The sequence below is a fragment of the Streptomyces sp. NBC_00683 genome, from assembly GCF_036226745.1.
Classification (GTDB): Bacteria; Actinomycetota; Actinomycetes; order Streptomycetales; family Streptomycetaceae; genus Streptomyces.
Map to the genome: position 1 here is coordinate 7,184,697 of NZ_CP109013.1, position 23,374 is coordinate 7,208,070.

General features: G+C 69.5%; 19 protein-coding genes and 1 pseudogene. 10 read left to right on the top strand and 10 right to left on the bottom strand.

The window, feature by feature from the left end; all coding sequences use genetic code 11:
* Nucleotides 1-203: 203 nt before the first annotated feature.
* On the bottom strand, nucleotides 204-1,178 hold the full coding sequence (locus OG257_RS32045) for a hydroxyacid dehydrogenase (RefSeq protein WP_329213038.1): 975 nt from the start codon (nucleotides 1,176-1,178) through the stop codon (nucleotides 204-206).
* A gap of 151 nt (nucleotides 1,179-1,329) precedes the next feature.
* Nucleotides 1,330-1,950 (bottom strand): SGNH/GDSL hydrolase family protein, encoded by a 621-nt coding sequence (locus tag OG257_RS32050; protein WP_329213040.1) that lies wholly within the window; start codon nucleotides 1,948-1,950, stop codon nucleotides 1,330-1,332.
* 607 nt (nucleotides 1,951-2,557) lie between these two features.
* On the opposite strand from OG257_RS32050, the gene OG257_RS32055 reads away from it, so the two are divergent.
* Together OG257_RS32055 and OG257_RS32060 are read left to right on the top strand one after the other, a co-directional pair.
* The gene (locus tag OG257_RS32055) at nucleotides 2,558-5,296 is read left to right on the top strand and encodes an exo-rhamnogalacturonan lyase family protein (RefSeq protein WP_329213042.1); all 2,739 of its coding nucleotides are present in this window, start codon (nucleotides 2,558-2,560) and stop codon (nucleotides 5,294-5,296) included.
* 95 nt (nucleotides 5,297-5,391) lie between these two features.
* Nucleotides 5,392-6,492, top strand: a complete 1,101-nt coding sequence (locus tag OG257_RS32060; RefSeq protein ID WP_329213044.1) for a substrate-binding domain-containing protein — start codon at nucleotides 5,392-5,394, stop codon at nucleotides 6,490-6,492.
* Between the two features lie 98 nt (nucleotides 6,493-6,590).
* Here the strand turns inward: OG257_RS32060 and OG257_RS32065 are convergent, their stop codons facing one another.
* Nucleotides 6,591-7,661 carry a rhamnogalacturonan acetylesterase gene (locus OG257_RS32065; protein WP_329213046.1) on the bottom strand — a complete coding sequence of 357 codons (1,071 nt, stop codon included), beginning with the start codon at nucleotides 7,659-7,661 and terminating at the stop codon, nucleotides 6,591-6,593.
* Nucleotides 7,662-8,185: 524 nt separating this feature from the next.
* On the opposite strand from OG257_RS32065, the gene OG257_RS32070 reads away from it, so the two are divergent.
* Entirely contained in the window at nucleotides 8,186-10,153 is a 1,968-nt protein-coding gene (locus tag OG257_RS32070) for a hypothetical protein (RefSeq protein ID WP_329213048.1), read from the top strand.
* A 178-nt stretch (nucleotides 10,154-10,331) separates the two neighbouring features.
* Here OG257_RS32070 and OG257_RS32075 read toward each other — a convergent pair.
* Nucleotides 10,332-10,544: pseudogene (locus OG257_RS32075) on the bottom strand (serine aminopeptidase domain-containing protein); the annotation flags it as partial.
* A 75-nt stretch (nucleotides 10,545-10,619) separates the two neighbouring features.
* Here OG257_RS32075 and OG257_RS32080 point away from each other — a divergent pair.
* Together OG257_RS32080 and OG257_RS32085 are read left to right on the top strand one after the other, a co-directional pair.
* On the top strand, nucleotides 10,620-10,886 hold the full coding sequence (locus OG257_RS32080; RefSeq protein WP_329215459.1) for a helix-turn-helix domain-containing protein: 267 nt from the start codon (nucleotides 10,620-10,622) through the stop codon (nucleotides 10,884-10,886).
* Nucleotides 10,887-11,348: 462 nt separating this feature from the next.
* Nucleotides 11,349-11,498, top strand: a complete 150-nt coding sequence (locus OG257_RS32085) for an SCO1431 family membrane protein (protein ID WP_329213050.1) — start codon at nucleotides 11,349-11,351, stop codon at nucleotides 11,496-11,498.
* A gap of 102 nt (nucleotides 11,499-11,600) precedes the next feature.
* On the opposite strand, the gene OG257_RS32090 is transcribed toward OG257_RS32085, so the two are convergent.
* Nucleotides 11,601-12,866: a glycoside hydrolase family 18 protein gene (locus tag OG257_RS32090; RefSeq protein WP_329213052.1), complete on the bottom strand. Its 1,266-nt coding sequence runs from the start codon at nucleotides 12,864-12,866 to the stop codon at nucleotides 11,601-11,603.
* A gap of 346 nt (nucleotides 12,867-13,212) precedes the next feature.
* Here OG257_RS32090 and OG257_RS32095 point away from each other — a divergent pair, with 346 nt between their 5' ends.
* The gene (locus OG257_RS32095) at nucleotides 13,213-14,385 is read left to right on the top strand and encodes an acyl-CoA dehydrogenase family protein (protein WP_329213054.1); all 1,173 of its coding nucleotides are present in this window, start codon (nucleotides 13,213-13,215) and stop codon (nucleotides 14,383-14,385) included.
* Between the two features lie 460 nt (nucleotides 14,386-14,845).
* On the opposite strand, the gene OG257_RS32100 is transcribed toward OG257_RS32095, so the two are convergent.
* A complete protein-coding gene (locus OG257_RS32100) occupies nucleotides 14,846-15,244 on the bottom strand; it encodes a hypothetical protein (RefSeq protein WP_329213056.1) in 399 nt (132 codons plus the stop codon).
* Between the two features lie 203 nt (nucleotides 15,245-15,447).
* Here OG257_RS32100 and OG257_RS32105 point away from each other — a divergent pair, with 203 nt between their 5' ends.
* The 4 genes from OG257_RS32105 to fxsA all read left to right on the top strand — a co-directional run bounded on the left by OG257_RS32105 (nucleotide 15,448) and on the right by fxsA (nucleotide 19,615).
* Nucleotides 15,448-15,888 carry an Lrp/AsnC family transcriptional regulator gene (locus OG257_RS32105; protein WP_329213058.1) on the top strand — a complete coding sequence of 147 codons (441 nt, stop codon included), beginning with the start codon at nucleotides 15,448-15,450 and terminating at the stop codon, nucleotides 15,886-15,888.
* 103 nt (nucleotides 15,889-15,991) lie between these two features.
* Complete coding sequence (locus OG257_RS32110) at nucleotides 15,992-17,632, top strand: amidohydrolase (protein ID WP_329213060.1); 1,641 nt, start codon at nucleotides 15,992-15,994, stop codon at nucleotides 17,630-17,632.
* A 537-nt stretch (nucleotides 17,633-18,169) separates the two neighbouring features.
* Nucleotides 18,170-18,937 (top strand): polyprenol monophosphomannose synthase, encoded by a 768-nt coding sequence (locus OG257_RS32115; protein ID WP_329213062.1) that lies wholly within the window; start codon nucleotides 18,170-18,172, stop codon nucleotides 18,935-18,937.
* A gap of 78 nt (nucleotides 18,938-19,015) precedes the next feature.
* Entirely contained in the window at nucleotides 19,016-19,615 is a 600-nt protein-coding gene (gene fxsA / locus OG257_RS32120; RefSeq protein ID WP_329213064.1) for an FxsA family membrane protein, read from the top strand.
* A 186-nt stretch (nucleotides 19,616-19,801) separates the two neighbouring features.
* On the opposite strand, the gene OG257_RS32125 is transcribed toward fxsA, so the two are convergent.
* From OG257_RS32125 to yczE, 4 genes are all read right to left on the bottom strand, one after another.
* A complete protein-coding gene (locus tag OG257_RS32125) occupies nucleotides 19,802-20,176 on the bottom strand; it encodes an RNA polymerase-binding protein RbpA (protein ID WP_329213065.1) in 375 nt (124 codons plus the stop codon).
* 264 nt (nucleotides 20,177-20,440) lie between these two features.
* Nucleotides 20,441-21,805 carry an MFS transporter gene (locus OG257_RS32130; protein ID WP_329213067.1) on the bottom strand — a complete coding sequence of 455 codons (1,365 nt, stop codon included), beginning with the start codon at nucleotides 21,803-21,805 and terminating at the stop codon, nucleotides 20,441-20,443.
* 45 nt (nucleotides 21,806-21,850) lie between these two features.
* Nucleotides 21,851-22,624 carry a glycerophosphodiester phosphodiesterase family protein gene (locus OG257_RS32135; RefSeq protein ID WP_329213069.1) on the bottom strand — a complete coding sequence of 258 codons (774 nt, stop codon included), beginning with the start codon at nucleotides 22,622-22,624 and terminating at the stop codon, nucleotides 21,851-21,853.
* Entirely contained in the window at nucleotides 22,621-23,289 is a 669-nt protein-coding gene (yczE, locus tag OG257_RS32140; RefSeq protein ID WP_329213071.1) for a membrane protein YczE, read from the bottom strand. The genes OG257_RS32135 and yczE overlap by 4 nt, the downstream gene beginning before the upstream one ends.
* Nucleotides 23,290-23,374: the final 85 nt, after the last annotated feature.

Consider the following 23,374-nt stretch of genomic DNA (forward strand, 5'->3'; position numbering starts at 1 on the left):
TCGCTTGTGCTGAAAACGTTTTTGCTTGTTCTGAGCGCCTGGCGGTGAATGGGAAGGGCGGCTGTGGGCCGATTTCCCTGGGCGCTCGCGCAGCAGCGCTGCCACGGAGCCTCCTCGGCTGGTGTGAAGTGGACGGAAAATTAAAACGTTTTCAGAGCGTGGTCAACACCTTGGACACGATCCACATGAAACGGGCGGGGTGTTCAGGCGCGCAGCAGTGAGGCGTGGGCGGAGACGGCGTGGGCGGGAGGCGACCCGGCGGCGATGCGGCGGAGTTCCTCGACGACGAGCCGGCCCATGGCCCGGCGCTCCGCGCTCACGGTGCCCGCCACATGACCGGTGAGCATGACGTTGGGCAGCGCGTAGAGCGGTGACTCCGGGGGCAGGGGCTCGCGTGTGGTGACGTCCAGCACGGCGTACAGGTCAGGGCGTTCACGCAGCACGTCGGCCAGAGCGTCCTCGTCGACCACCGCGCCGCGCGCCGTGTTGATGAGCGTCGCCCCGTGGGGCAGGCACCGCAGGAGCTCACCGGTGACGAGCTTCTCCGTCTGCCCGGGGATCAGCGGGGCGTGGACGCTCAGCACCAGAGACCGGGTGAACAGTTCGCGGAGGTCGGTGACGGGCGTGACGTCGAGTCGGCGGAGCGTGTCCGTCGGGACGTGTGGGTCCCAGGCCATCACCTCGGACTCCAGGTGACGCAGGCGCGTGGCGACCTTGCGGGCGGTCGAACCGAAGGAGACAAGGCCGACAGGCTGCCCGTAGATGCCCGGGACTTCCTCCAGTGACGGCAGGCCCTTCCCGCTCTTGATCCGGTGGGCTCGGCGATGGACATCCTTGAGCGCGAGCACGGTCTGGGCGTAGACGTACTCGGCCACCGGTTCATTGTTCGCGTCGGCGGCGGAGACGACGACGATGCCCTGTGCCCAGACCGCCTCGCTGATGAGCTTGCGGATGGAGCCCGCGGCATGGACCACCGTCCGCAGCGCGGGCAGCTTCCTGAGCAGGTCTTCCGTCAGCCGGGGCATGCCCCAGGACGTGACCAGCACCTCGGCTTCCTGCCGGCGAGGGTGCAGGCTCAAGGCGAGACCGTCTTCGCACTCGGCCACGACGTCGGCCACCTCGGTCAGGTCTGCCCAGCCGGTGGGGCCGAACACGTCGTGCCTGAGCTCGGGACTCATTACGACGGCTGCACGGGGTCGAGGTGATCGCGTCGGGGACAACATCGGGCTCCTTCGAAGGATATGGGTGGCAGCACGTCATCGGTGGTCACATGGCGTCCGGTCGGACTTCGAGGGCGAAGGGCCGACGGCTGCCCGGCGCTTCGCCGTGTCACCGCACCAGCCGTAGCCACGCGCGGGCCAGCACCGCATGGCCCTCGGCAGTCAGATGGACACCGTCACCCGTGGTGACGTGAGGGTCACCGGACTCCCGTGCCGCCTGGTGGAGGAGCCCGTCGGCGGCGAGCAGCGACGTGTCGAACTCCTTCGCCAGCCGCCGTACGACGTGGATCCGGTCGTCGAGGTCTTCGCGCCACGCCCACTGTTCGGGGTGGACGGGGATGAGGAACGGCTCGATCAGCACGAGCCGTGTCCCCTGGGAGGCCGCTTGCCGCAGGAGTTCGCGGTAGGTGTCCTCGTAGGCTTGGGGGGATGTGGTCTCCCCTCTGTCGTAGCGTCGCCAGGTGTCGTTGACACCGACGAGCACCGACAGCACGGCCGGGCGCAGCGAGAGGGTGTCCAGGTCCCAGCGCCGGAGAAGGTCTGCGGCACGGTCGCCGCTGACCCCCCGGTTGCGGACCCGGGCAGAGGGATGTGAGACGGCGAGTGCGTCGGCTACCAGCCTGACGTAACCGTGTCCCAGGTCGTCGTCATCGCCGGGATCGCGACCGGCGGCGGTGATGCTGTCGCCTTGGAAGAGGACACCGGCCGATTCCGGCAGCTGGACGACCATGTGCGTTCCTCTCGTATGCGACAGGTCGACGAAGACGTCTGTACGCGTATCGGTTGAGCCGCGGCTGGAACGATTCACAGTGCGACGACGACCTGCATTGTGCACGTCGAACACGGCCCGAACAATAGTCTTCACAAAGATTCAATTTGATTCATGCGATGGCGCCAGAGGTGCGCGTAAGTAGTGCTTGGGCCTGCCCTGTTGAGAGCGCCGCGGCTGCACGCACACAGATAAAAAGGCTAGAAAACCCCATATATAGCAAAGCGTGCAGCCCTGAACCCCCGAGCGGATGGGCTTGTGGGCAGTTCTGGACGCGCGTTTTGCTTCAACTCTGGTCCATGTGTTTCGTCTGGTGTAAGCATGTGACCGCAGAGAGCGGCCCGATGAAGGCAACGGCCCCTGACACAGGGGCGGGCCCGTTGCCGAGACCGGCCGCGCCCGGGCAGTCCTTGCCCCGGGCGTCGCGGACCGGCCGTCACCCGCCTGCGTGCGGCAAACGCGGCATCGACGGTCCGCAGCCACGGGACCAGAACGCCCGGCCCCCCTCTTACTTCGGAAGCCGTCCATCGGTGAGCGCTTCGGCGCCCGCTCAGAGGAGTTGAACACTGTGGGACAGATCAGCCGACGGTCCGTACTGACATCCGCCGCTGCCGGAGGCGCGGTCGCATGGCTCAGCTCCACGGCAGGTGCGCATGCGGACAGTCCGCTCAGCCGGCCGGCCGGGGCCCCCGTCCAGGCCGACGGCCACGAGCCGGTCACACTGAACTGGCTGGAGAAGGACGCCCCGGCTGAACTCGCCGGGGGGACCACGTGGGGAGTGCCGTGGCCCGCAGGTGCCTTCGCCGCCGATCAGTCGTTCTCGCTGACGACGGAGTCCGGCAAGGACGTTCCCTTGCAGAGCTGGCCGACCGGCTGGTGGCCGGACGGCTCGGTGAAGTGGACGGCACACGCCATCAGCGGGACGGCTCCCCGCAGCGACAGTTACCGTCTCGCGGCCGGCGCCGCCGCTCAGCCGGCCACCGCTGTCACTGTGCACAGCGGACGTGACCAGATCACCGTGAACACCGGTGTGATCGAGGTGGTCTTTCCTCGTAAAGGCGATCAGGTCATCAAGTCGATCAGGCGCGGCAGCACGGTCATCGCGAAGAACGGCCACCTCATCGCCTCCCGCCAGGACCGGCCCAGCACGGACCCGGCGCCGGTGGTCAAGTCGGAGTCGTACACGGGCATTGTGAGCTCGGTGACCGTCGAGCAGGACGGTCCGGTACGTGCGGTGGTCAAGGTCGAGGGGAAGCACAAGAAGGCGCGGCGTGCCTGGCTGCCCTTCGTGGTGCGCTTCTACCTGTACGCCGGGTCGGACGGCATACGGACGGTGCACAACTTCGTGTTCGACGGTGACGAGAAGAAGGACTTCATCAGCGGTCTCGGCATCCGTTTCGGCGTTCCGATGCGCGGTGAACTGCACGACCGGCACGTCCGCTTCGCCGGACAGGACCAGGGCGTGCTCTCCGAGGCGGTCCGCGGCATCACGGGGCTGCGGCGTGATCCCGGCGCGGCCGTGCGCACGGCGCAGCACGAGGGCAGGGCCACGCCTGACACGAGCACCTGGGACAGCCGCGTCACCTCGCGTCTGCAGTACATCCCCGCGTTCGGTGACTACAGCCTCAGGCAGCTCAACGCCCACGGGTTCGAGATCCACAAGCGGACGAAGCCCGGTCACTCCTGGGTCCGCGTCGACGGAGGCAAGCGCGCGGAAGGCCTCGGCTACGTGGGCTCGCCCACGGGGGGTCTCGCCTTCGGCATGCGCAACTTCTGGCAACTGCACCCCACCGAACTGGAGATCGCCGGCGCGGCAGGCACGGAGGCCCAGGTCACGGTGTGGATGTGGTCGCCGCGCGCCGACGCCATGGACCTGCGCTTCTACCACGACGGGATGGGGCAGGACACCTACCCCGAGCAGCTCGAAGGCCTGGAGATCACCTACGAGGACTACGAACCGGGCTTCGGGACCCCTTACGGTGTCGCCCGCACCACCGAGATGACCTTCTGGGCTCTTGAGGCGACGCCCACCGCCGAGCGTTTCGCCTCACTCGCCGCGGCCAACGCCACACCGCCCCTGCTCGCGAGCAGCCCCGAGCACAACCACAGCGCGAAGATCTTCGGCTCGTGGAGCCCGGTGGACCGCTCGGTGCCGGCCAAGGCCGAGATCGAGGACAAGCTCCAGGCCATCCACCGCTACCACCGCGAACAGGTGGACCAGCGTTCCTGGTACGGCTTCTGGGACTACGGCGACATCATGCACAGCTACGACGGCGACCGGCACACCTGGTCCTACGACGTGGGCGGCTATGCCTGGGACAACTCCGAGCTCTCCACCGACCTCTGGCTCTGGTACCACTACCTGCGCACCGGGGACGCCGAGGCCTTCCGCTTCGCGGAGGCCATGACCCGGCACACCGGCGAGGTGGACATGTACCACATCGGCAAGTACCAGGGCCTGGGGACGCGGCACGGCGTCATGCACTGGGGCGACAGCGCCAAGCAGGTACGCATCAGCAACGCCGGCTACAAGCGCATCTTCTACTTCCTCACCGCGGACGAACGGGTCGGCGACGTCCTGCACGACCTGGTCGACGCAGACCGGAGCTTCCTCGTCCTCGACCCCGTACGGAAGATCAGGGAAGGCGACCCCTTCGAACCGGAGCCGAAGGCGATGCCTGTCGGAACCACCACCGACTGGGGATCGCTGGCCATGGCCTGGCTCACCGAGTGGGAACGCAGAGGCAAGTCGATCGCCCGCACGAAGCTGGTCAACGGCGCCACCACCATCGCGGCGCTGCCCAACGGCTGGGTACAGAGCGGCGCCATCACCTACAACCTTGCGGACGGCAAGTTCACGGGTCCCGCCGAGCCGAGCGTATACGCGGGATCTCTGAGCTCCGTGTTCGGACTGATCGAGGTCATGACCGAGGTCGTGGCCCTCGTGGACGACGAGCACATCAAGGAGCAGTGGCTGAACTTCTGCCGCCTGTACAACGCGACCAAGGACGAACAGCGTGCGGTCACCGGCGCGGACTGGGGCAATCTCAACCTGCGCCAGGCCTACTCCAGGGCCACCGCCTACGCCGCAGATCAGCTGGACGACGCGACCCTCGCCGCACGCGCGTGGAAGGAACTGCGCACCGGGCACGCCGGCTACCCCGACGATCACGACTTCACGACCCACCGAGTCGAAGGCTCCGAGGTGCTCAACCCCGTCGACGAGGCAAGCCTCTCCGCCAACGCCAGTGCCCAGTTCGGGCTTGCCGCCATTCAGTGCCTCGCGTTGGTGGGCGACAAGATCTGACAGCGAGGCGCTGTGCAACCGGAACGCCCCAGCTCAGAGCAGAATCGATCATTCTCCTCTAGGATCGTTAAGATCTGTTCACCGGAGGGGGCCTGATGACCGACATGCTTGTCGCCCAGCGTCGGGAGCGACTGCTCAGCGAGCTGCGGGCTTCCGGTGGCCTCAAGGTCGTCGAACTGGCCACGCGTCTGGGGGTCTCCCGCGCCACTGTCCGGCGTGATCTCCTGGACCTGGAGAGCGAAGGCGCGCTGAGCCGGGTGCGCGGCGGCGCGATGCTGGCCACCCCCGGCCCCGCCTCCACGTCCTCGGGCCCGGCCGGTGGGTCGTTCGCGAGGGCGGAGCGGACGCTGGGGCTGCTCGTGCCGTCCGCGACCTACTACTACCCGCGCGTAGTGGCAGGGGTCCAGGAGGTGGCCGCCGAGAACGACGCCCGGGTCGTCATCAGCCTGACCGACTACACGCGGGAGAGCGATACCCAGCGCATCGAGGAGCTTGCCGCCTCGGGCGCATCCGGTCTGCTCGTGGCCTCTCCGGGCGGGCACGACCTGCCGGACAAGACACTCGACGAGCTGGAGCGAACGGGCCTTCCCTTCGTGCTGCTCGAACGACAGCCCCATGACCCCTTCGCTGCCTGTGAGTTCGTAGCCACCGATCACCGCCAGGGTGCCTTCGCCGCCGTGCGCCATTTCGCGCGACTGGGGCACCGCGGCGTCGCACTGTTCACCAACGGCAGCCCCACCGCCGCCCTGCTGCGCGCCGGCCACGAGGCGGCTGTCGACCGACTGGGGCTGGAGCGCAGTGCACCTGTCCTCGACAGCGGACGACCGACGCTCGGCTCGGGGGAGGCTGCCGCGCAATACGACCAGTTCATCAAGGACTGCCTGGCGGCCGGGGTGCGTGCGGCGCTGGTGCATTCCGACCACGACGCCATCGAGCTGATGAGGCGCATGCGCCTGCGTCATCTCCAGGCGCCGAAGGATCTGGCGCTGATCGCCTATGACGACGAGATCGCATCACTCGCTGACGTGCCACTGACGGCCGTTGCGCCGCCCAAGCATGAGATCGGCCAGCAGGCCGCACGGCTGCTCCTGGAGCGCCTGGACGCGCCGGACCCTCTGGCCGTGCCCGTCCGCCAACTGTTCATGCAACCCCGTCTGACTGTCAGGTCATCCTGCGGAACTCGCGTCCAGCCCTGACAGTTTCGTGCCGTCGTGCCGTCGCTCTTCACGACGATGCGTGATGCCCCGGGCGGCCGCATCCGCCCGGGGCATCACGCATCGTCATGGCCTGCGTGTCAGCGCACGAGTTGCCGCGGGACCAGCCTCTGCGTCGTCAGTTCGCCCAGCACCAGGCGCGCGAAGGTCGTCGCGCCGTACTCCGAGGTGTGGGTGTTGTCCCCGTTGATGTTGGTCAGGTAGAGGTCGCCGGAAGCCGCCGGGCCGAGATTCTCCACCAGATCCTTCGTCAGCGCTGTCAGGTCCAGCAGAGGTACGTCCAACTCCGCGGCCAGCGAACGCATTTCGACCGGCAGGTTCGCGGCCATGACGTGCAGGGCCACGTCGTTGAGCGTTCCGTCGCCGTTGAAGCGGCGGCGCACGATCGGGGTGACGAACACAGGCTTCCCGCCGCGGGCGATGACGCGCTCGGCCATCCTGGTCAGATTGGCGCGGTACACCTCGGCTGTTGTGGTCTTGTCGTTGTGCGCGAGCTGGATGAGGACCAGGTCACCCCGGCGTATGCGGGACTCAAGCGCGTCGAAGAGCACGGGGTTGTCGAGGAAGGACTGCGAGGACTCACCGGAATCGGCGTAGTTGGCGACGGAGACACCACGCCGCAGAAGCTGCGGAAGCTCCTGGCCCCAGCCGGTGTACGGCCACCCGGCCTGGTCGCACACAGTCGAGTCCCCGGCGAGGAGGATCTGAGGAGTGCGCCTGGCGGGAGTCACTCGCAGCGCCGACAGCTGCGGAGCCGAGCCCTCGAAACGCAGGTCGAGGCCGGGGCTGCCCGCCGGCCCGGTCGGCTCGCCCTCGGGCTCACGCACATTGACCGTGAAGCTGCGCAGCACCGGGTGGCCGGCATCGGTCGTCGTCTCGGCGAGCATGGTGCGCCGGGTCTCTGCGGAGACGGTGGTCCTCCCTGCCTCCCTGCCACCCAGGAGGGCGGAGACGGAGTAATTGCCCGCCGGAACGTCGAAGTGGCAGACGATGGGCGATGTGCCGGAGCACCCGTCCGGCAGGCCGTCGTGCATTCGTCCGGCACCTTGTGTCGCGTGAGCGGGGCCGGAGAGCAGGGTGGACAGGCCCACGACGGCACTGACCAGAGCCGTGGCGTGGACGGCTCGGCGGATCGAAGGTGTTGCGGGCATGACTGGTCCCTTCGGTTACTCATGTGGGTTGCACATGCGGGTTGCGCACGAGAAGACACGGGGAGGGCAGCGCACCGAGATCGGAGGCGTGGACGGGCCGCGAGATCCGGGGCGGGTGGGCCACCTGGCGCATGCACTTTGATTCAGAACCGGTCAGCAGTCAATGACTCTGTTCAAATTGGCTCAGGATTGGATGGGGGCCGTTCGCCCGAGTTTTTTGAGGGCATCGTCGCGACAGCCTGCTGGGGGCCCGCTGTGCAGGCACTTCGCTGATTCCTGTCACATCGGTTGACACCGTGCTCGGCGGTTCATACCGTTCAGACCTGTTCATCGATTGATACGTTTCAAGACCGTCAAGTGGCCCGCGTGGCGGCTCAGTTGCTGCCGCATCGCCCCGGAGTTGACCCTGACGGACGGAGAGAGGCCCGATCGTGGCAACCTGCCCAGACCGTCTCCCGCCCACGTTGTCCTTCGGTGGCGGGCGCGCGGTGCTCGACCCCGCCACGGGAGCCCCTCGAAGCTTCATGGACGACGAGGCTCCCGACCGCACCTTCCTGCTCGACCCCGCGACCGTCACCTGGCACGGAGCCGCGCACCAGTGGGGTGCCGGGCATATCGTCACCGACCGAGGCAGTGCCCGCTGGCACACCCCGCACGCTCTGCGCGTGCGCCCCGGCGAAGTCCGGGCCGACCACCGTCTCGTCGCCGACCTGGAACTGTGTGTCCGGCGCACGGTGAGCGCGGACCGCATCGTCGAGCGGTACGTCGTCCGTAATGCCGGAAGTGAGTCCGTGACGATCACGGGGCTCGGTATCCAGACGCCCTTCGCCGACCTCTACGAAGGCGCTGAGCGAGCCCTCGCACGTGCGGTGCATGCCCACGTCTTCACCGGGGGAAGCTGGGCCTGGGTCCTCGCCCAGCCGATGTCGGGCACGGGCCGCAGCCTCGGGTTGATCGTGCGCGAGGGTGCGCTGCACGCCTACGCGGTGGAGTCCCGGAACAAGGACTCGCTGTCGAATGTCCGGGGCCATCTGGTCCTCCTGGCCACCGACCACGCCCGCAACCCTGAGGCGTTCGGTGGACAGCCGAAGCTTGAACTCGCCCCCGGCCAGGAGACGGCAGTCGTCTGGGAGCTCGGCTGGTACGAGACGGCCGACGCGTTTCTCGCGCACACGCGCCCTCCGGCCACGCTGTCCGCCTACGCCGCACACGTGGACGGCGACCTCGTCGTCGACGGCGCTCGCGACGTGGCCTGCCTCGATCCGCGGATGACGGTCGTACGGGAAGGCGCGAGCCGCCACCGGTTGTGCGCCTCGGCGCATGACACGTACACCGTGCACGTCGACGGATCCGCGCGGACCGAGGTTCTCTTCCATCTGCCACTGCGCGAAATGGTGCAGCGCCGCGCCCGCGTCATCATGGAGAAGCATCTTGCCCGCGAGCGCCCCGGACTGCGAGGGCGTGCCTTCCTGCCGGTCGACACCCGCACCGGCCTGACCCACCAGGAGGGCGGCTGGGCGGACTGGAGTGACGGCTCCGAGCGGATCGCCATGCCGATCCTCCTGCAACTCGCGACAATGCGCCGCTGGTTGAGCGAGGAGCGTACCGAGCCGGTGCTCGACGGGTGGGCGCAGTTCGCGGCGGCGCACCTGCTGGATTCCACGGCCGCCCCACGTCGCGGATCCGATCTGCACCGCCTCGGACCTCGCCTCTACGACGCCCCCTGGCTCGCGCAGTTCTTTCACGACCGGTTCAACCTGACAGGTGACGACGGTCATCTCGGCCTGGCCGCACGGATACTGGAGCGCAACTTCGAACTCGGTGGCAGGGAGCACCTCTCGCTCACCTTGTCGCAGACAGCGCTGGCTGTGGCCACATCGATAGCGGCAGGGGGAGACCACCGTCGGGCCGATGCCCTGCGCGGCAGCATCCTCGACAGCGCGCGGTACTTCGTGAAGGCCGGCCGGCAGCTCCCGCATCACGAGGTCGCCTACGAACAGTCCATGGTCGCACCGCTGCTGGACCTGCTCATCGACGCTCACCGCCTCACCCAGGACACCCAGTTCTCCCGTGCGATCGAGGAACGGCTGCCCTGGCTGCTGGCCTTCTCCGGGCCCCAACCGCATGTGCGGCTGCACGGTGTCGCGATCCGCCACTGGGACGGCTACTGGTTCGGCGCCCAGCGCTTGTGGGGCGACGTGTTCCCTCACCACTGGAGCACCCTGACGGCGTGCACGCTGCGACGCCTTCCGGCAGGCCTGCGCACCACGGCCACCGACCGGCTCGCCGAGCAGATTCTCGCCGCCAATATGGCCAACTACCGTGAAGACGGCTCCGCTACTTGTGCCTTCGTCATGCCATCGGCCGTCGACGGCAGGGCTGCGCACATGGCGGACCCCCTCGCCAACGACCAGGACTGGCACCTGGCCTTGTGGATGCGTAGTACAGAAGACGAGGCCGCCTCCGCCGCGCCGACCGATTCCCCGCACTGAAAGGTGACAGCCGCGACCAGCAGGGGCCAACCGCTGGTACCGGCCGGGTCCGTCGCAGACGCGGTGAGCACAGTGGTCCCCGGGGATTCGGTCGTCGTGCCCTGGTCGATCAGCTGCGGCGCCTGCGAACCCCGGAGAAGCTTGCGGGAAGCGGACCGTGACGGGCCGCTTCCCGCGATCAGACGCCTCGGGCGCCGAGGTGGCGGTCCGCGAAGTCGAGTACGTGTTCCAGGACCAGGTCGGCGTCGTCGTCATGGAGCAGTTCGTGCCGGCCGCCCTCGACCGACAGGTATGAGCTGTCCACTGCGGTCAGGAGGTCGGCCAGGTGGCGGCTGGACCGGGGGTCGGTCGAGGTGTCCGCGGTGCCGTGGACGACGAGGCACGGGGCCCGCCATCCCGGGGCGCCGGCTCAGACGGCTGCCGCGACGTCCAGGGCGCCGGCGCCCACGAGCAGCGGGAGCCGCCGGTGTGCCATCAGCGGGTCCTGCTCCGCCTGCCGCACCACGTCCTGGCGCCGGGTCAGCTCGGACGCGGGAGCGGCAGGGGCAGGTACGGGGGCAGGAAGCTGACCGCGGCCGAGCTCCACCTTCACCCCAACAGCGTCGACTACCGGCTCTCCCGCCTGGCCGACGCATGCGGTTTCGACGCCACCGACCCCGCGCAGCGGGCCCTCGCCCATACCGCCCTGTGCGTACGAGACCTGGCTGCCCACCGGGCCGCCCGGCGTGCCTGAGGCGCTTTTCGGCGCCAAGGGTCTGGGGTGTGGTGGAGAACTCGGAACCGGTGCGCCATACCTCCCCCAAGAGCACGTGTGCCGGTTCCTCGGGGGCGGGGCCGTCACGGCTTCTCCCCTTCGATGCCTGCCTCCGCTCCCGTCAGCACGAGCCTCGCCGAGTCGACTTGCTGTCTGTGGGGCCGAGTCTGTGACCTGAATGTTCGTGGGGGAGGGCGTCACGTGCTGAGGGGCACCGTGCGCACCGCGAGTGTGTGGTGTCCCGCACAGTCGGCACGCTCCCTCCGTCCCCGTCCCGTCCCGGATCCCTTGCGGCATCGGGGATCCGGGACAGGGAGCCGCAGCACGACCGGCTGCGGGCCGTGGGAGGAGTGATCCGGGTCTCTACCCGTGATCCGGCCGCGCTGGCACTGTGGTCGGGTCACGGGGGACGACCACTGCCGAACGACCGAGCGAGATGCCATGACCGCGACCGCAGCCGAGAACACGACCCACGCCCGCCGCGCCCGCACGGGCGGCCCCGAGGACGGGCCGAAGGTGCTGGAGCACATCCTGGGCTGGACGCTCGTGGTCGTGCTCGCCATGTTCGTCACCCAGGCCGGGCTCATGTGACGCGCGACGACCGCGGCGCGGGGGCGCGCGCGCGAGAGGGGCGAGGCGCCCGCCCGGCACCCCGCCCCTCGCCCGCCCTGTCGTGCGTCTACCCCGTCGCGGCTAGTTGATCGCCTTGATCAGCTCGCCGTTCGTGGTGTCACCGCTGAGCTCCCAGAAGAAGGTGCCTCCCAGGCCCTGCTGGTCCTTGTAGGCCATCTTCGTGGCAATGGTGGCCGGGGTGTCGTAGCTCCACCAGTTGGTGCCGCAGTGGGCGTACGCGGTGCCGGCGACCGTGCCCGTGGCCGGGCAGCTGTTCTTCAGGACCTTGTAGTCCTCCATGCCCGCCTCGTACGTCCCCGGGGCAGCCCCGGTGGCCGTGCCGCCGGGCTCCGACTGTGTGACGCCCGTCCAGCCGCGGCCGTAGAAGCCGATGCCCAGCAGCAGCTTCTCCGAGGGGATACCCAGTCCCTTGAGCTTGGAGATGGCCGCGTCGCTGTTGAAGCCCTCCGTCGGAATGCCCGGGTAGGAGGTCAGCGGGGAGTGCGGGGCGGTCGGCCCCTTGGCCGCGAACGCGCCGAAGAAGTCGTACGTCATCGGGTTGTACCAGTCGAGGTACTTCGCCGCGCCGGCGTAGTCCACGGCGTCGATCTTGCCGCCGTCCGAGCCGTCGGCCGTGATCGCCGAGGTGATCAGGTTCCCGGTGCCGAACTTGGTGCGCAGCGCGGACAGAAGGTTGCCGTAGGCGTCACGCCCGCTGGTGTCGCAGCTCAGGCCGCAGGCGTTCGGGTACTCCCAGTCGATGTCGATGCCGTCGAAGACATCGGCCCAGCGGGGGTCCTCGACCAGGTTGTAGCAGGACTCGGCGAAGGCCGCCGGATTCTGTGCGGCCTCACCGAAGCCGCCGGACCAGGTCCAGCCGCCGAAGGACCAAATGATCTTCAGGTCCGGGTGCAGCTTCTTCAGCTTGCGCAACTGGTTGAAGTTGCCGCGCAGTTCCTGGTCCCAGGTGTCCGCGACACCGTCGACGGACTGGTCGGCCGTGTACGCCTTCTCGTAGTCGGCGTAGCTGTCCCCGATGGTGCACTTGCCGCCCTGGACGTTGCCGAAGGCGTAATTGATGTGCGTGAGTTTGTCGGCCGAGCCGGACGTCTCGATGTTCTTGACGTGGTAATTGCGCTCGTAGACACCCCAGTTGGTGAAGTATCCGACCACCTTGCCGCCGGCGGCGGCGGGGGCGGCCTCGGCGGCTGCCGGCGCGGCGGCGGTGGGGGCCGCGCCCGCCGACGACATACCGGTGACGCCGAGAAGGGCGGCTCCGAGCGCGGCGGTACAGACGGTCGCTGCGAACGCCCGGAAACGGGCGCGTGGACGGTGAAGTCCGGTCATTGTGGCTCCTCGTGGGGGAGGGCTTGACTGTGGGGGTGCCGACCGAATCCGTGCTTTGGCATGGACGCGATAAGCAGTGGGGGAACCGTAGATGGACTAGACCAGTTGGGTCAATGGTTCGGACCAATTTCCCTGATCAAGGACGCCAGGTACCCGGTGACGCAAGCGCTCCGATCGGGCATACTCAACGCGCCACAGCCGCTGGCCAGCGCCTCTCGTGATCCGAGCAGGCAGGATCGGCTGGGGAGTCATAGATTTCCGGGCATCGCCCGGGACCACCCGGCGGCGCCGCTCACACCCCGCGCGCGCGACCGCCGCAACGCCCGACAGGGAGGAGAGCGCCGTCATGTCCGACAGTGCCCCGCAGCCGGTGGAACGCCGCCTGCCCACCGAGGAGTCCCGGCAGCTCATCGAGCTGGTCCGCGACATCGTGTCCAAGGAGATCACTCCCAGGGCGGCGGAGGAGGAGGAAGCGGGCCATTTCCCGCGAGCGGTCTTCACCCTGCTCTCCGAGTCCGGACTGCTCGGACTGCCGTACGACTCCGCACACGGCGGTGGCGACCAGCCGTACGAGGTGTACCTCCAGGTGCTGGAGGAACTGGCCGCGGCCAGGCTCACCGTCGGGCTCGGCGTCAGCGTCCACTCCCTGGCCTGCCACGCGCTCGCCGGATACGGCACCAAGGAGCAGCAGGCCACTCACCTCCCGGCGATGCTCTCGGGCGGTCTGCTGGGCGCCTACTGCCTCTCCGAGCCTGCCTCGGGCTCCGACGCCGCCTCGCTGCGCACGAAGGCGGTACGGGACGGCGACGACTGGGTGCTCACCGGCACCAAGGCCTGGATCACGCACGGCGGCATCGCCGACTTCTACACGGTGCTGGCAAGGACCGGGGCGGAGGGCGCCCGTGGGATCACCGCGTTCCTCGTCCCGGGGGACGCGGAGGGGCTCAACGCGGCCGTGCCCGAGAAGAAGATGGGCATGAAGGGCTCACCGACCGCCCAGCTGCACTTCGACGGTGTGCGGATCTCCGACGACCGCCGTATCGGCGACGAGGGGCAGGGCTTCGCCATCGCCCTGTCCGCACTCGACTCGGGGCGGCTCGGGATCGCCGCCTGCGCCATCGGGGTCGCCCAGGCGGCCCTGGACGAGGCCGTCGGATACGCGACGGGACGACGCCAGTTCGGCCGTCCCATCGCGGACTTCCAGGGACTGCGCTTCATGCTCGCCGACATGGCCACCCAGATCGAGGCCGGACGGGCGCTCTACCTGGAGGCGGCGCGCCTGCGCGACGCGGGCCTGCCGTTCTCCCGGCAGGCGGCGATGGCGAAGCTGTTCTGCACCGACGCGGCCATGAGGGTGACCACCGACGCCGTCCAGGTGCTCGGGGGCTACGGCTACACCCTCGACTTCCCCGTCGAGCGCCTGATGCGCGAGGCCAAGGTGCTGCAGATCGTCGAGGGCACCAATCAGATCCAGCGCATGGTCATCGCCCGCCATCTCGCGGGTCCCGAGACGCGCTGATCCGGACGGGCCGGTCCGACCAGACCGGCGTCGTCATGATCCGGTTCCACTCCTGGTCCTGGCGGCCCGGCAGCGTCCGGCCCGTACTCTCCCAGTGGCGCAGCATCGCCCGGTAGATGGGCGGGTCGGTCGTGTGCGGCACGGGCTGCTGTGCCGCCTCCCGGGACGCCGGGCCGGGCTGAGGAACCGATTCTTCGGGCGTCGGAGCGGTCAGGCGGCGGCGAACCGGTCCGGCTGTCGAGTGCAGCATGCTCATACAGAAACAACGCCCGTGCAGGGTGCCGGGTCACTGTCCGGGCGATTCGTGCGCCCGTTCCTCGGGTGCACGGGCCCCGGAGGGCGCGTACGGCTGCCCCGGAGGGTGTCCGGGCCGTACAGGCGCCGGAACCGGCCGGTGGAACCGTCCGCACCACGACGGCACGCCGTCGTGGTGCGGACGAATGTACGAAAGCAGGGAACCTCAGGCGGCGTCACGCCGCATCTGCGGTACCCGCAGGGGGCGGGATCCGGGACCGCCGGCGTGCGAGAAGGGCTGCATCCGCCAGTCGAGCCCCTGAGGGAGTGTCAGCAGCAGCGCTGTCTCCTGCTCCTGGGCATCGAGGGACTCATCGGCCGGACGCGCGTCCGCGGCGGCACGGCTCGTGCCCGCGCACACGGTGAGGACGAACGGATTCCACGGGGTGGGGCACAGCGCGTGCTCGGGCAGGACGTCCTCGTCCGCCAGCAGGGCGATCGGCTGGGAGCAGTCCGGGCAGATCACCCGGTACATCTCGAATGTGTCGTACGCGTCGGGAGCGGTGTCCTCGTCGGAATCAACGGGCTCCGGTTCGGTACGTCCGGTGAGCTTCAGGCTCTGCATGGGTTGTTCCCCCCTCGGGTGGGCCGGCAAGGCGCCACGGCCTCGACCACAGCAAGCACTTCCCGTCGGAAGTGGGCGGTAACCGCGAGGCCGTCGGCTACCCACCCGTAAACCTGTGGCATTCGTCACATGCCCCCCGAACGTGCAGTTCCGGAGGCTCCACGACTGTGCTTGGAGGGACCTGGGGCCATAGGTTGATCCGCATGGAGGAGCTGGACCGTCAGATCGTGGAGTTGCTCGTCAAGGACGGGCGGATGAGCTACACCGACCTGGGCAAGGCCACGGGCCTGTCCACCTCGGCCGTTCATCAGCGTGTCCGCAGGCTGGAGCAGCGCGGGGTGATCCGTGGCTATGCCGCGGTCGTCGACCCCGAAGCCGTCGGCCTGCCCCTCACCGCGTTCATCTCGGTGAAGCCGTTCGATCCGAGCGCGCCCGACGACATCGCCGAACGTCTCGCCGGTGTCCCGGAGCTCGAGGCCTGCCACAGCGTCGCGGGCGACGAGAACTACATCCTCAAGGTGCGGGTCGCCACCCCCCTGGAGCTGGAGCACCTGCTGACCCGGATCCGCTCGCTGGCCGGAGTCTCCACCCGTACGACCGTCGCCCTCTCCACGCCGTACGAGGCCCGCCCTCCGCGTATCTGAGACGCGCGGGGCGCGGGGGCGCCGCCCTCCGCCGGGGAGGGTGCTGCCCTCCGTCGAGGGGGGTGCGGACCGAGGCGGTCCGGGCAGGCGCGAGACTGGTCCCATGACCGAGAGCACCGCCCTTCAGAGCGACCACCGCACCGTGCTGCTGCGCGGTGGAGACGTCCACAGCCCCGCCGACCCGTTCGCGACCGCGATGGTCGTCGAACGCGGGCATGTCGCCTGGGTGGGCTCCGAAGGGGCTGCCGACGCCTTCGCGAGCGGCGTCGACGAGGTGATCGACCTGGAAGGGGCCCTGGTCACCCCGGCGTTCACCGACTCCCACGTCCACACCACGTCGACCGGACTGGCCCTCACGGGGCTGGACCTCTCGGGCGCGCGCACGCTCGCCGACGCCCTCGGGCTCGTGCGTGCGTACGTGAAGAGCCATCCGGGGGAGCGGGTCGTCCTCGGCCACGGCTGGGACGCGACGCGCTGGCCCGAGCAGCGGCCCCCCTCGCGCGCGGAACTCGACGCGGCGGCCGCCGGCCTGCCGGTCTACCTGCCCCGTGTCGACGTGCACTCCGCGGTGGTCACCACGGCGCTCCTGGACCTCGTTCCCGGCGTCACCGCGCTCACCGGCTACCACCCCGACGCTCCTCTGACCGGCGCCGCCCACCATGCGGTGCGCGCCGCCGCCCACGGCGCCGTCACCCCGCGGCAGCGTGCCGAGGCCCAGCGTGCCGCGCTCGCGCAGGCGGCCTCGCTCGGCATCGGGACGGTGCACGAGTGCGCCGGCCCCGAGATCTCGGACGAGGAGGACTTCACCGCGCTGCTGAAGATCGCCGCCGAACAGTCGGGCCCCCGGGTCTTCGGATACTGGGCCGAGCGGATCGAGGACGCCAAGGGCGCCGCCCGGATCCGAGAGCTCGGAGCCGTCGGCGCGGCCGGGGACCTCTTCGTCGACGGGTCCCTGGGCTCGCACACCGCCTTCCTCCACGAGCCGTACGCCGACGCGCCCCACACCGGCACCGCCCACCTGGACGCGGCGCAGATCGCCGCGCATGTCACGGCCTGCACCGAGGCGGGACTGCAGGCGGGGTTCCACGCCATCGGCGACGCCGCGGTCTCCGCGGTCGTGGCGGGCGTACGGGCCGCCTCCGAGACTCTCGGGCTCGCCCGGATCCGCGCCGCCAGGCACCGGGTGGAGCACGCCGAGATGCTCACCCCCGAGACCATCGCCGGTTTTGCCGAGCTGGGGCTCACCGCATCCGTCCAGCCCGCCTTCGACGCCGCCTGGGGCGGCCCGGACGGTATGTACGCCGGGCGGCTGGGTGCCGAGCGGGCCGGCACGCTCAACCCGTACGCGGCACTCCTGCGTGCCGGTGTGCCCCTTGCCTTCGGCTCGGACAGTCCGGTCACTCCTCTGGACCCGTGGGGGACCGTCCGCGCCGCGGCCTTCCACCGGACGCCGGAGCACCGCATCTCCGTGCGGGCGGGCTTCACGGCACACACCCGCGGCGGCTGGCGGGCGGTCGGCCGCGACGACGCGGGGGTCCTCGTCCCCGGTGCACCCGCCGACTACGCCGTCTGGCGTACCGGTGAGCTGGTGGTCCAGGCTCCCGACGACAGGGTCTCCCGTTGGTCGACCGACCCCCGTTCCGGCACCCCTGGCCTGCCCGATCTCACTCCAGGGAGTGAGCTTCCGGTCTGTCTGCGCACCGTGGTCTTCGGACAAACTGTCTACGTAAGGCCGAACGAGTGACGTCGCTGCATTTCGTACCGCCGATCGAAGTTGCGCGCACTCTGCCGCGACCTGCGGACCCTTGGCGCTGACCTGGCGTTTTAGGTAAAATCCGCAGGTCAAACGGCTGTTGACAGAGAGCGCCCACGGGCCGGTAGGTTCGGCCGGGTCCACCACTGGACGTCCGCCCGGTCAAACCTCCACGCAGTCGTCGAACGCCGCTGGGTCACGGGGTGGTGTGCCGCACCGGCGCACCACCACTGACAGCCAGGTTCAGCGCCCGCGCCTCGGGGGCGAGGGAAGGTTTCGGCCGGACGGCGGGTGCGACCCGGGTGGGGCCCGGAGGTTCAGTAGACAACGGCATTCGGTCGACCCGCAGCCAGCGGGTCCCAGGTCGGCCCGAAGGACGCCGGGCCCCGATCCGCAGTTCTGTCCGCAGTTCCACGCTTCTGTCCGGTACGCGGGCACGCCTCGCGGGTCACCTCGTGACCGCGTCGGAGTCCGGCCGCGGCGCGCTGGATATGGTGTGCACCTGCGTACGGACTTTAAGGGGCAGTAGTGAACGACGGCGGTCAGAGGCAGTTCGGCCCGCTCGGCAGAGTCTTGGTGATCATTCCGACCTACAACGAGGCCGAGAACATCAAGCTGATCGTCGCCAGGGTGCGCGCCGCCGTTCCGGAAGCGGACATCCTGGTCGCCGACGACAACAGCCCCGACGGCACCGGCAAGGTCGCCGACGAGCTCGCAGCGGGCGACGACCAGGTGCACGTCCTGCACCGCAAGGGCAAGGAAGGGCTCGGGGCCGCCTATCTGGCGGGCTTCCGCTGGGGCTCGGAGAACGACTACGGCGTCCTGGTCGAGATGGACGCGGACGGCTCCCACCAGCCCGAGGAGCTTCCCCGGCTCCTGACCGCGCTGAAGGGCGCCGATCTCGTCCTCGGCTCGCGCTGGGTGCCCGGCGGCCGGGTCGTCAACTGGCCCAAGCACCGCGAGATGATCTCCCGCGGCGGCAGCCTCTACTCCCGGATGCTCCTCGGCCTCTCGGTGCGCGACGTCACCGGCGGCTACCGCGCCTTCCGCACCCCGACCCTCGACGGCCTCGGCCTCGAAGAGGTCGCCTCGCAGGGCTACTGCTTCCAGGTCGACCTGGCCCGCCGGGCGGTAGAGGCGGGCTATCACGTGGTCGAGGTGCCGATCACGTTCATGGAGCGGGAGATCGGCGACTCCAAGATGAGCCGGGACATCCTGGTCGAGGCGCTGTGGCGGGTCACCGGATGGGGAATCACCACCCGGGCGAACAAGGTCCTGGGCCGCAGGCCCTCCTGACCTCCCGGTGCGCGGTCGGCCCGGCACCAAGATCACCCGCTTATGCCGCTTGCACGCCCGTACAGGCACACTGGGTGCATGACGACCGGCACACCGCCTCCGAACCGTCCACGGCGCTCACGCGCCCGTACCTTCCTGCCCCTGGGCCTCGCGGCCTGGCTGGTGCTGGAGATCTGGCTGCTGACCGTGGTGGCCGAAGCGGCGAGCGGGTTCACCGTGCTGCTGCTCCTGGTCGCCGGCGCCGTGCTCGGGGCCGTGGTGATCAAGCGGGCGGGGCGGCGTGCCATGCGCACCCTCACCGAGACCTTCCAGCAGATGCCCGGGCAGCCGGGCGCGACGGCGACGCCGGCCGCTGCCCCGTCGGGCAGCAAGGGCAACGGCTTCCTGATGCTGGCCGGCCTGCTCCTGATGATTCCCGGCCTGATCTCGGACGCGGCGGGGCTGCTGCTCCTGCTGCCGCCGGTCCGCTCGATGGCCGGCCGTTACGTGGAGCGTTCCCTGGAGCGGCGGATGCGGGCGGCCGGACCTGGCAGCCTGTCGGACGCCTTCCAGCAGGCCCGTATGCACCGGCCGGACGGGAAGGTGGTCCAGGGCGAGGTCATCCGTGAGGACGGCACGCAGGCGCGCTCCCGCCCCGACGAGGGTCCCGGAGCGAACCGGCCGCCGCTGTCCCCCTGAAACGCTGTGGGCTGTACGGCTCCCGAGGCCGTGCGGCCCACTGAAGTGCGGTGAGGCGCCCCAAAGCAGGCGCCCAAAAGCCTGGGCGCACAAGCCCTGGGTGCACGGGCAGACAAAGAGCCGCGGGCCGTGACACACGTTCTGTGTCACGGCCCGCGGCTCTTGGATCTGTGCGGTGATGTGCGGTCAGGCAGACTTCCTGCTGTCCCGCGGGTGCACGGCAATGTTCATGGCGCCGGAGCGCAGGACCGCCAGCCTCTCGGCCAGCACTTCCTCCAGCTCCTCGCGGGTGCGCCGCTCCATGAGCATGTCCCAGTGCGTACGCGCAGGCTTGCCCTTCTTCTCCTCGGGGCCATCCCCGTCCACCAGGAGTGCCGTGGCGCCGCACGCCTTGCACTCCCACTCCGGCGGAATGTCCGCCTCTACCGAGAACGGCATCTCAAATCGATGTCCGTTCGGGCATGCGTACTCCACCGCCTGGCGCGGGGCCAGATCGATGCCGCGGTCCGTCTCGTAGCTGGTAACCACGAGTCGCGTGCCGCGGAGAGCTCGCTCACTCATGAATCGTGCCTCCCGGGCTTGTCGCCCACAGGACAAATGTCGCTGTCGTCGTCATCCGGTCAACGTCCGGTCGGCGGTAAAGATTCCCGTTTCCGGTCATGCGTCGCCCGTCGTGCCGCTGCTGTATCTGGGTTGAGTACCCATCGGTGCCCGGTTTGTCACCTCTGGTGGAAGTTGTCACCCAACGGTTTGGCTTCTACCGCTCGCAGTAACGGTCCTCCGGGCAGGCCAAAGGCGTACACTACCGGCCTTTCACTTCAACGTCTAAATCCGGTCCGGCACGGGATTGCCCGCGGCGGCCACAGCCGCCCTCACAGGCACCCGGGCGAGCAGCACGGAACCGAGCGCGAAGAAGATCACCAGGGACAGGATCGCGTCCCGGTAGCTGCCGGTCAGCTGGTAGCCGAGACCGAAGACCAGGGGGCCCAGCCAGCTGAGTCCCCGGTCGCTCATCTCGTACGCCGAGAAGTACTCGGCCTCCTTCCCGCTCGGCACCAGGTGCGAGAACAGTGAGCGCGAGAGCGCCTGGCTGCCGCCCAGAACCAGGCCGATCGCGGCCGCCAGCGAGTAGAAGAACACCGGCGCGTCGGCCGGCAGCAGATAGGCGGCGGCAAGGATCAGCGTCCAGACGACCAGCGAGGCGAGGATCGTGCGCTTCGCGCCGTGCACCCGGGCGAGCCGGCCCATCCCGAGCGCCCCGGCCACCGCGAGCACCTGCACGAGCAGCACCGCGGTGATCAGAGTCGTCTGGTCGAGGCCCAGCTCCTCGGAGCCGTACACCGAGGCCTGGGAGATCACCGTCTGGATCCCGTCGTTGTAGACGAGGTAGGCGAGCAGGAAGGACAGCGTCAGCGGGTGGCGGCGCATGTCGCGCAGGGTCGCCATCAGCTGGCGCCAGCCGGATCCGACCGCGCCCTCGCCGCCGGGAGCCACCCGTCGGTCGCGCAGCCGGCGCAGTGGTACGAGTGTGAAGGCGCCCCACCACACACCGGCCGAGGCGAGACAGATCCGTACCGCGTCGGACTCGGACAGGCCGAAGGAGTCATGGCCCGTGTAGAGGACGAGGTTCAGGACGAGGACGAGCGCGCCCGAGGTGTACCCGAAGGCCCAGCCGCGGGAGGAGACCGCGTCGCGTTCCTCCGGAGCGGCGATCTGCGGCAGGTAGGCGTTGTACAGCACCATCGACACGGAGATCGACGCGTTCGCCACGATGAGCAGGAACGCACCCAGCAGATAGCGCTCGCCGTCCAGGAAGAACATGCAGGCGGTCGCCGTGGCGCCCACGTACGCCGCCGCCGCGAGCAGCGGCTTCTTGCGCCCCGTACGGTCCGCCGCGGCGCCCGCCACCGGCATCACCAGCACCGCGACCACGACCGACACCGAGACGGCGTACGCGAAGAGCGAGCCGGCCCGCACGGGTATGCCCAGCGGATGCACGAAGCCGTCCGCGTCGGCGGCGGCCTTGGCTATCGACGTCAGGTACGGGCCGAGGAAGACCGTGAGGACGCTGGTGGAGTAGACGGAACAGGCGAAGTCGTAGAAGTACCAGCCACGTTGTTCCCGAAGGCGGTCCGCGGCCCCGGGAGGCCGTTCCGCCGGACCGGTCGATTCTGCGGTTCCGGTGCTCACGCCGCGCCCCCTCGCTGATGCAGTGCGGACGCGGCCGTGCCGGCGTCAGGCCCAGGCCCCCCGCTCGCTCAGCACCGTGCGCAGCGTCTCGATGTGATCGGTCATGATGCCATCCACACCGAGGTCCAGGAGTGCCGCCATCCGTTCCGGTTCGTTGACCGTCCAGACATGCACCTGCAGTCCGCGCGCGTGGGCCGTACGGACGAAGTTCCGGTCCACCACCCGGATGCCGTTCTGGCTCTCCGGGACCTGTGCGCACACGGCCCCGGCGCGGAGCGCTGCCGGAATGCCGTACGAACGCAGCCGCAGGCCGAGCACACCGCGCACGCCGTAGGAGGTGGCCAGGCGCGGACCCGCGAGACGGTGCGCCCTGGCGACCCTGGACTCCGAGAACGACCCCACGCACACCCGGTCCCAGGCGTCTGTCCTGCGGATCAGCTCGATGAGCGGGACGAGGGCCGGCTCCGCCTTGATGTCCACGTTCCAGCGGGCATCGGGGAACTCCTCCAGCAACTCCTCGAAGAGCGGCAGCGGCTCACTTCCCGCCACCCTCGCCCGGCTCACCTCGCTCCAGGGGAGCTCGGCTATCCGGCCCCGGGCGTCCGTGACGCGGTCCAGGGTGGAGTCGTGGAAGGCCACCAGGCGGCCGTCCGCGGTGGTGTGAACATCCGTCTCGAAGTAGCGGTAGCCCGCATCGGCCGCCCGGCGGAAGGCGGCTGCCGTGTTCTCCATCCCGTCAGCCGCCCCGCCGCGGTGGGCGAACGGAATCGGCGAAGGGTGGTCCAGATAGGGGTGGCGTCCCGAAGTCGCTGTTGTCACTGCGGCAGTATCGCCTCCTGCGGTGTCCGGCCGGCAACATCCGGGGTGCCCCCGTCCGGCGCCGGGAGGTCGAAGACGCGCAGGAAGAACTGGGCCAGCGGGCCGATCGCCAGGGCGTACAGCACGGTGCCCGCGCCGAGCGAGCCCCCGAGCAGGAAGCCGGTCACCACGACGGCCACCTCGATCGCCGTGCGCACCAGCCTGATGGAGCGCCCGGTGAGCCGGTTCAGGCCGGTCATCAGCCCGTCGCGCGGTCCCGGGCCGAAGCGCGCCGAGATGTACAGCCCGGTGGCGACGCCGTTGAGGACGATGCCCGCGGCCATCAGCGGGATCTGCGCCCCGAGCCCGTGCACATCCGGTACGAGGGCCAGGGTGGAGTCCATCGCGATGCCCACGGCGAAGACATTGGAGACGGTGCCGAGTCCGGGGCGCTGTCTGATCGGGATCCACAGGAGCAGCACGACGGCGCCGACGATGATCGAGACGACGCCGATGGAGATGCCGGTCCGCTCGGCGAGGCCCTGATGCAGCACGCCCCACGGTTCGAGCCCGAGCCCGGCGCGGACCAGGAGCGCCGAACTCGCTCCGTACAGGGCCAGGCCCGCGTAGAGGTGGATCAGCCGCCGGGTGAGACGGGTCCCGCTCCGGGCGGTGGGTTCGGACAAGTGGTGCCCCCTGTGTGGTGGTGTTGGACTGCTGCATGTCACTCTGTGGCGGGGGATTGGCTGCCAACTATGGCCAATCCGAGGA

Bases quoted from the DNA above. Each gene is read 5' to 3' on its own strand.
- OG257_RS32110 (WP_329213060.1), top strand. From the start codon at position 15,992: ATGACCGAGAGCACCGCCCTTCAGAGCGACCACCGCACCGTGCTGCTG.
- OG257_RS32085 (WP_329213050.1), top strand. From the start codon at position 11,349: ATGACCGCGACCGCAGCCGAGAACACGACCCACGCCCGCCGCGCCCGC.
- OG257_RS32100 (WP_329213056.1), bottom strand. From the start codon at position 15,244: ATGCAGAGCCTGAAGCTCACCGGACGTACCGAACCGGAGCCCGTTGAT.
- fxsA (WP_329213064.1), top strand. From the start codon at position 19,016: ATGACGACCGGCACACCGCCTCCGAACCGTCCACGGCGCTCACGCGCC.
- OG257_RS32090 (WP_329213052.1), bottom strand. From the start codon at position 12,866: ATGACCGGACTTCACCGTCCACGCGCCCGTTTCCGGGCGTTCGCAGCG.
- OG257_RS32065 (WP_329213046.1), bottom strand. From the start codon at position 7,661: ATGCCCGCAACACCTTCGATCCGCCGAGCCGTCCACGCCACGGCTCTG.
- OG257_RS32125 (WP_329213065.1), bottom strand. From the start codon at position 20,176: ATGAGTGAGCGAGCTCTCCGCGGCACGCGACTCGTGGTTACCAGCTAC.
- OG257_RS32095 (WP_329213054.1), top strand. From the start codon at position 13,213: ATGTCCGACAGTGCCCCGCAGCCGGTGGAACGCCGCCTGCCCACCGAG.
- OG257_RS32070 (WP_329213048.1), top strand. From the start codon at position 8,186: ATGGACGACGAGGCTCCCGACCGCACCTTCCTGCTCGACCCCGCGACC.
- OG257_RS32060 (WP_329213044.1), top strand. From the start codon at position 5,392: ATGACCGACATGCTTGTCGCCCAGCGTCGGGAGCGACTGCTCAGCGAG.
- OG257_RS32050 (WP_329213040.1), bottom strand. From the start codon at position 1,950: ATGGTCGTCCAGCTGCCGGAATCGGCCGGTGTCCTCTTCCAAGGCGAC.
- OG257_RS32105 (WP_329213058.1), top strand. From the start codon at position 15,448: ATGGAGGAGCTGGACCGTCAGATCGTGGAGTTGCTCGTCAAGGACGGG.
- OG257_RS32045 (WP_329213038.1), bottom strand. From the start codon at position 1,178: ATGAGTCCCGAGCTCAGGCACGACGTGTTCGGCCCCACCGGCTGGGCA.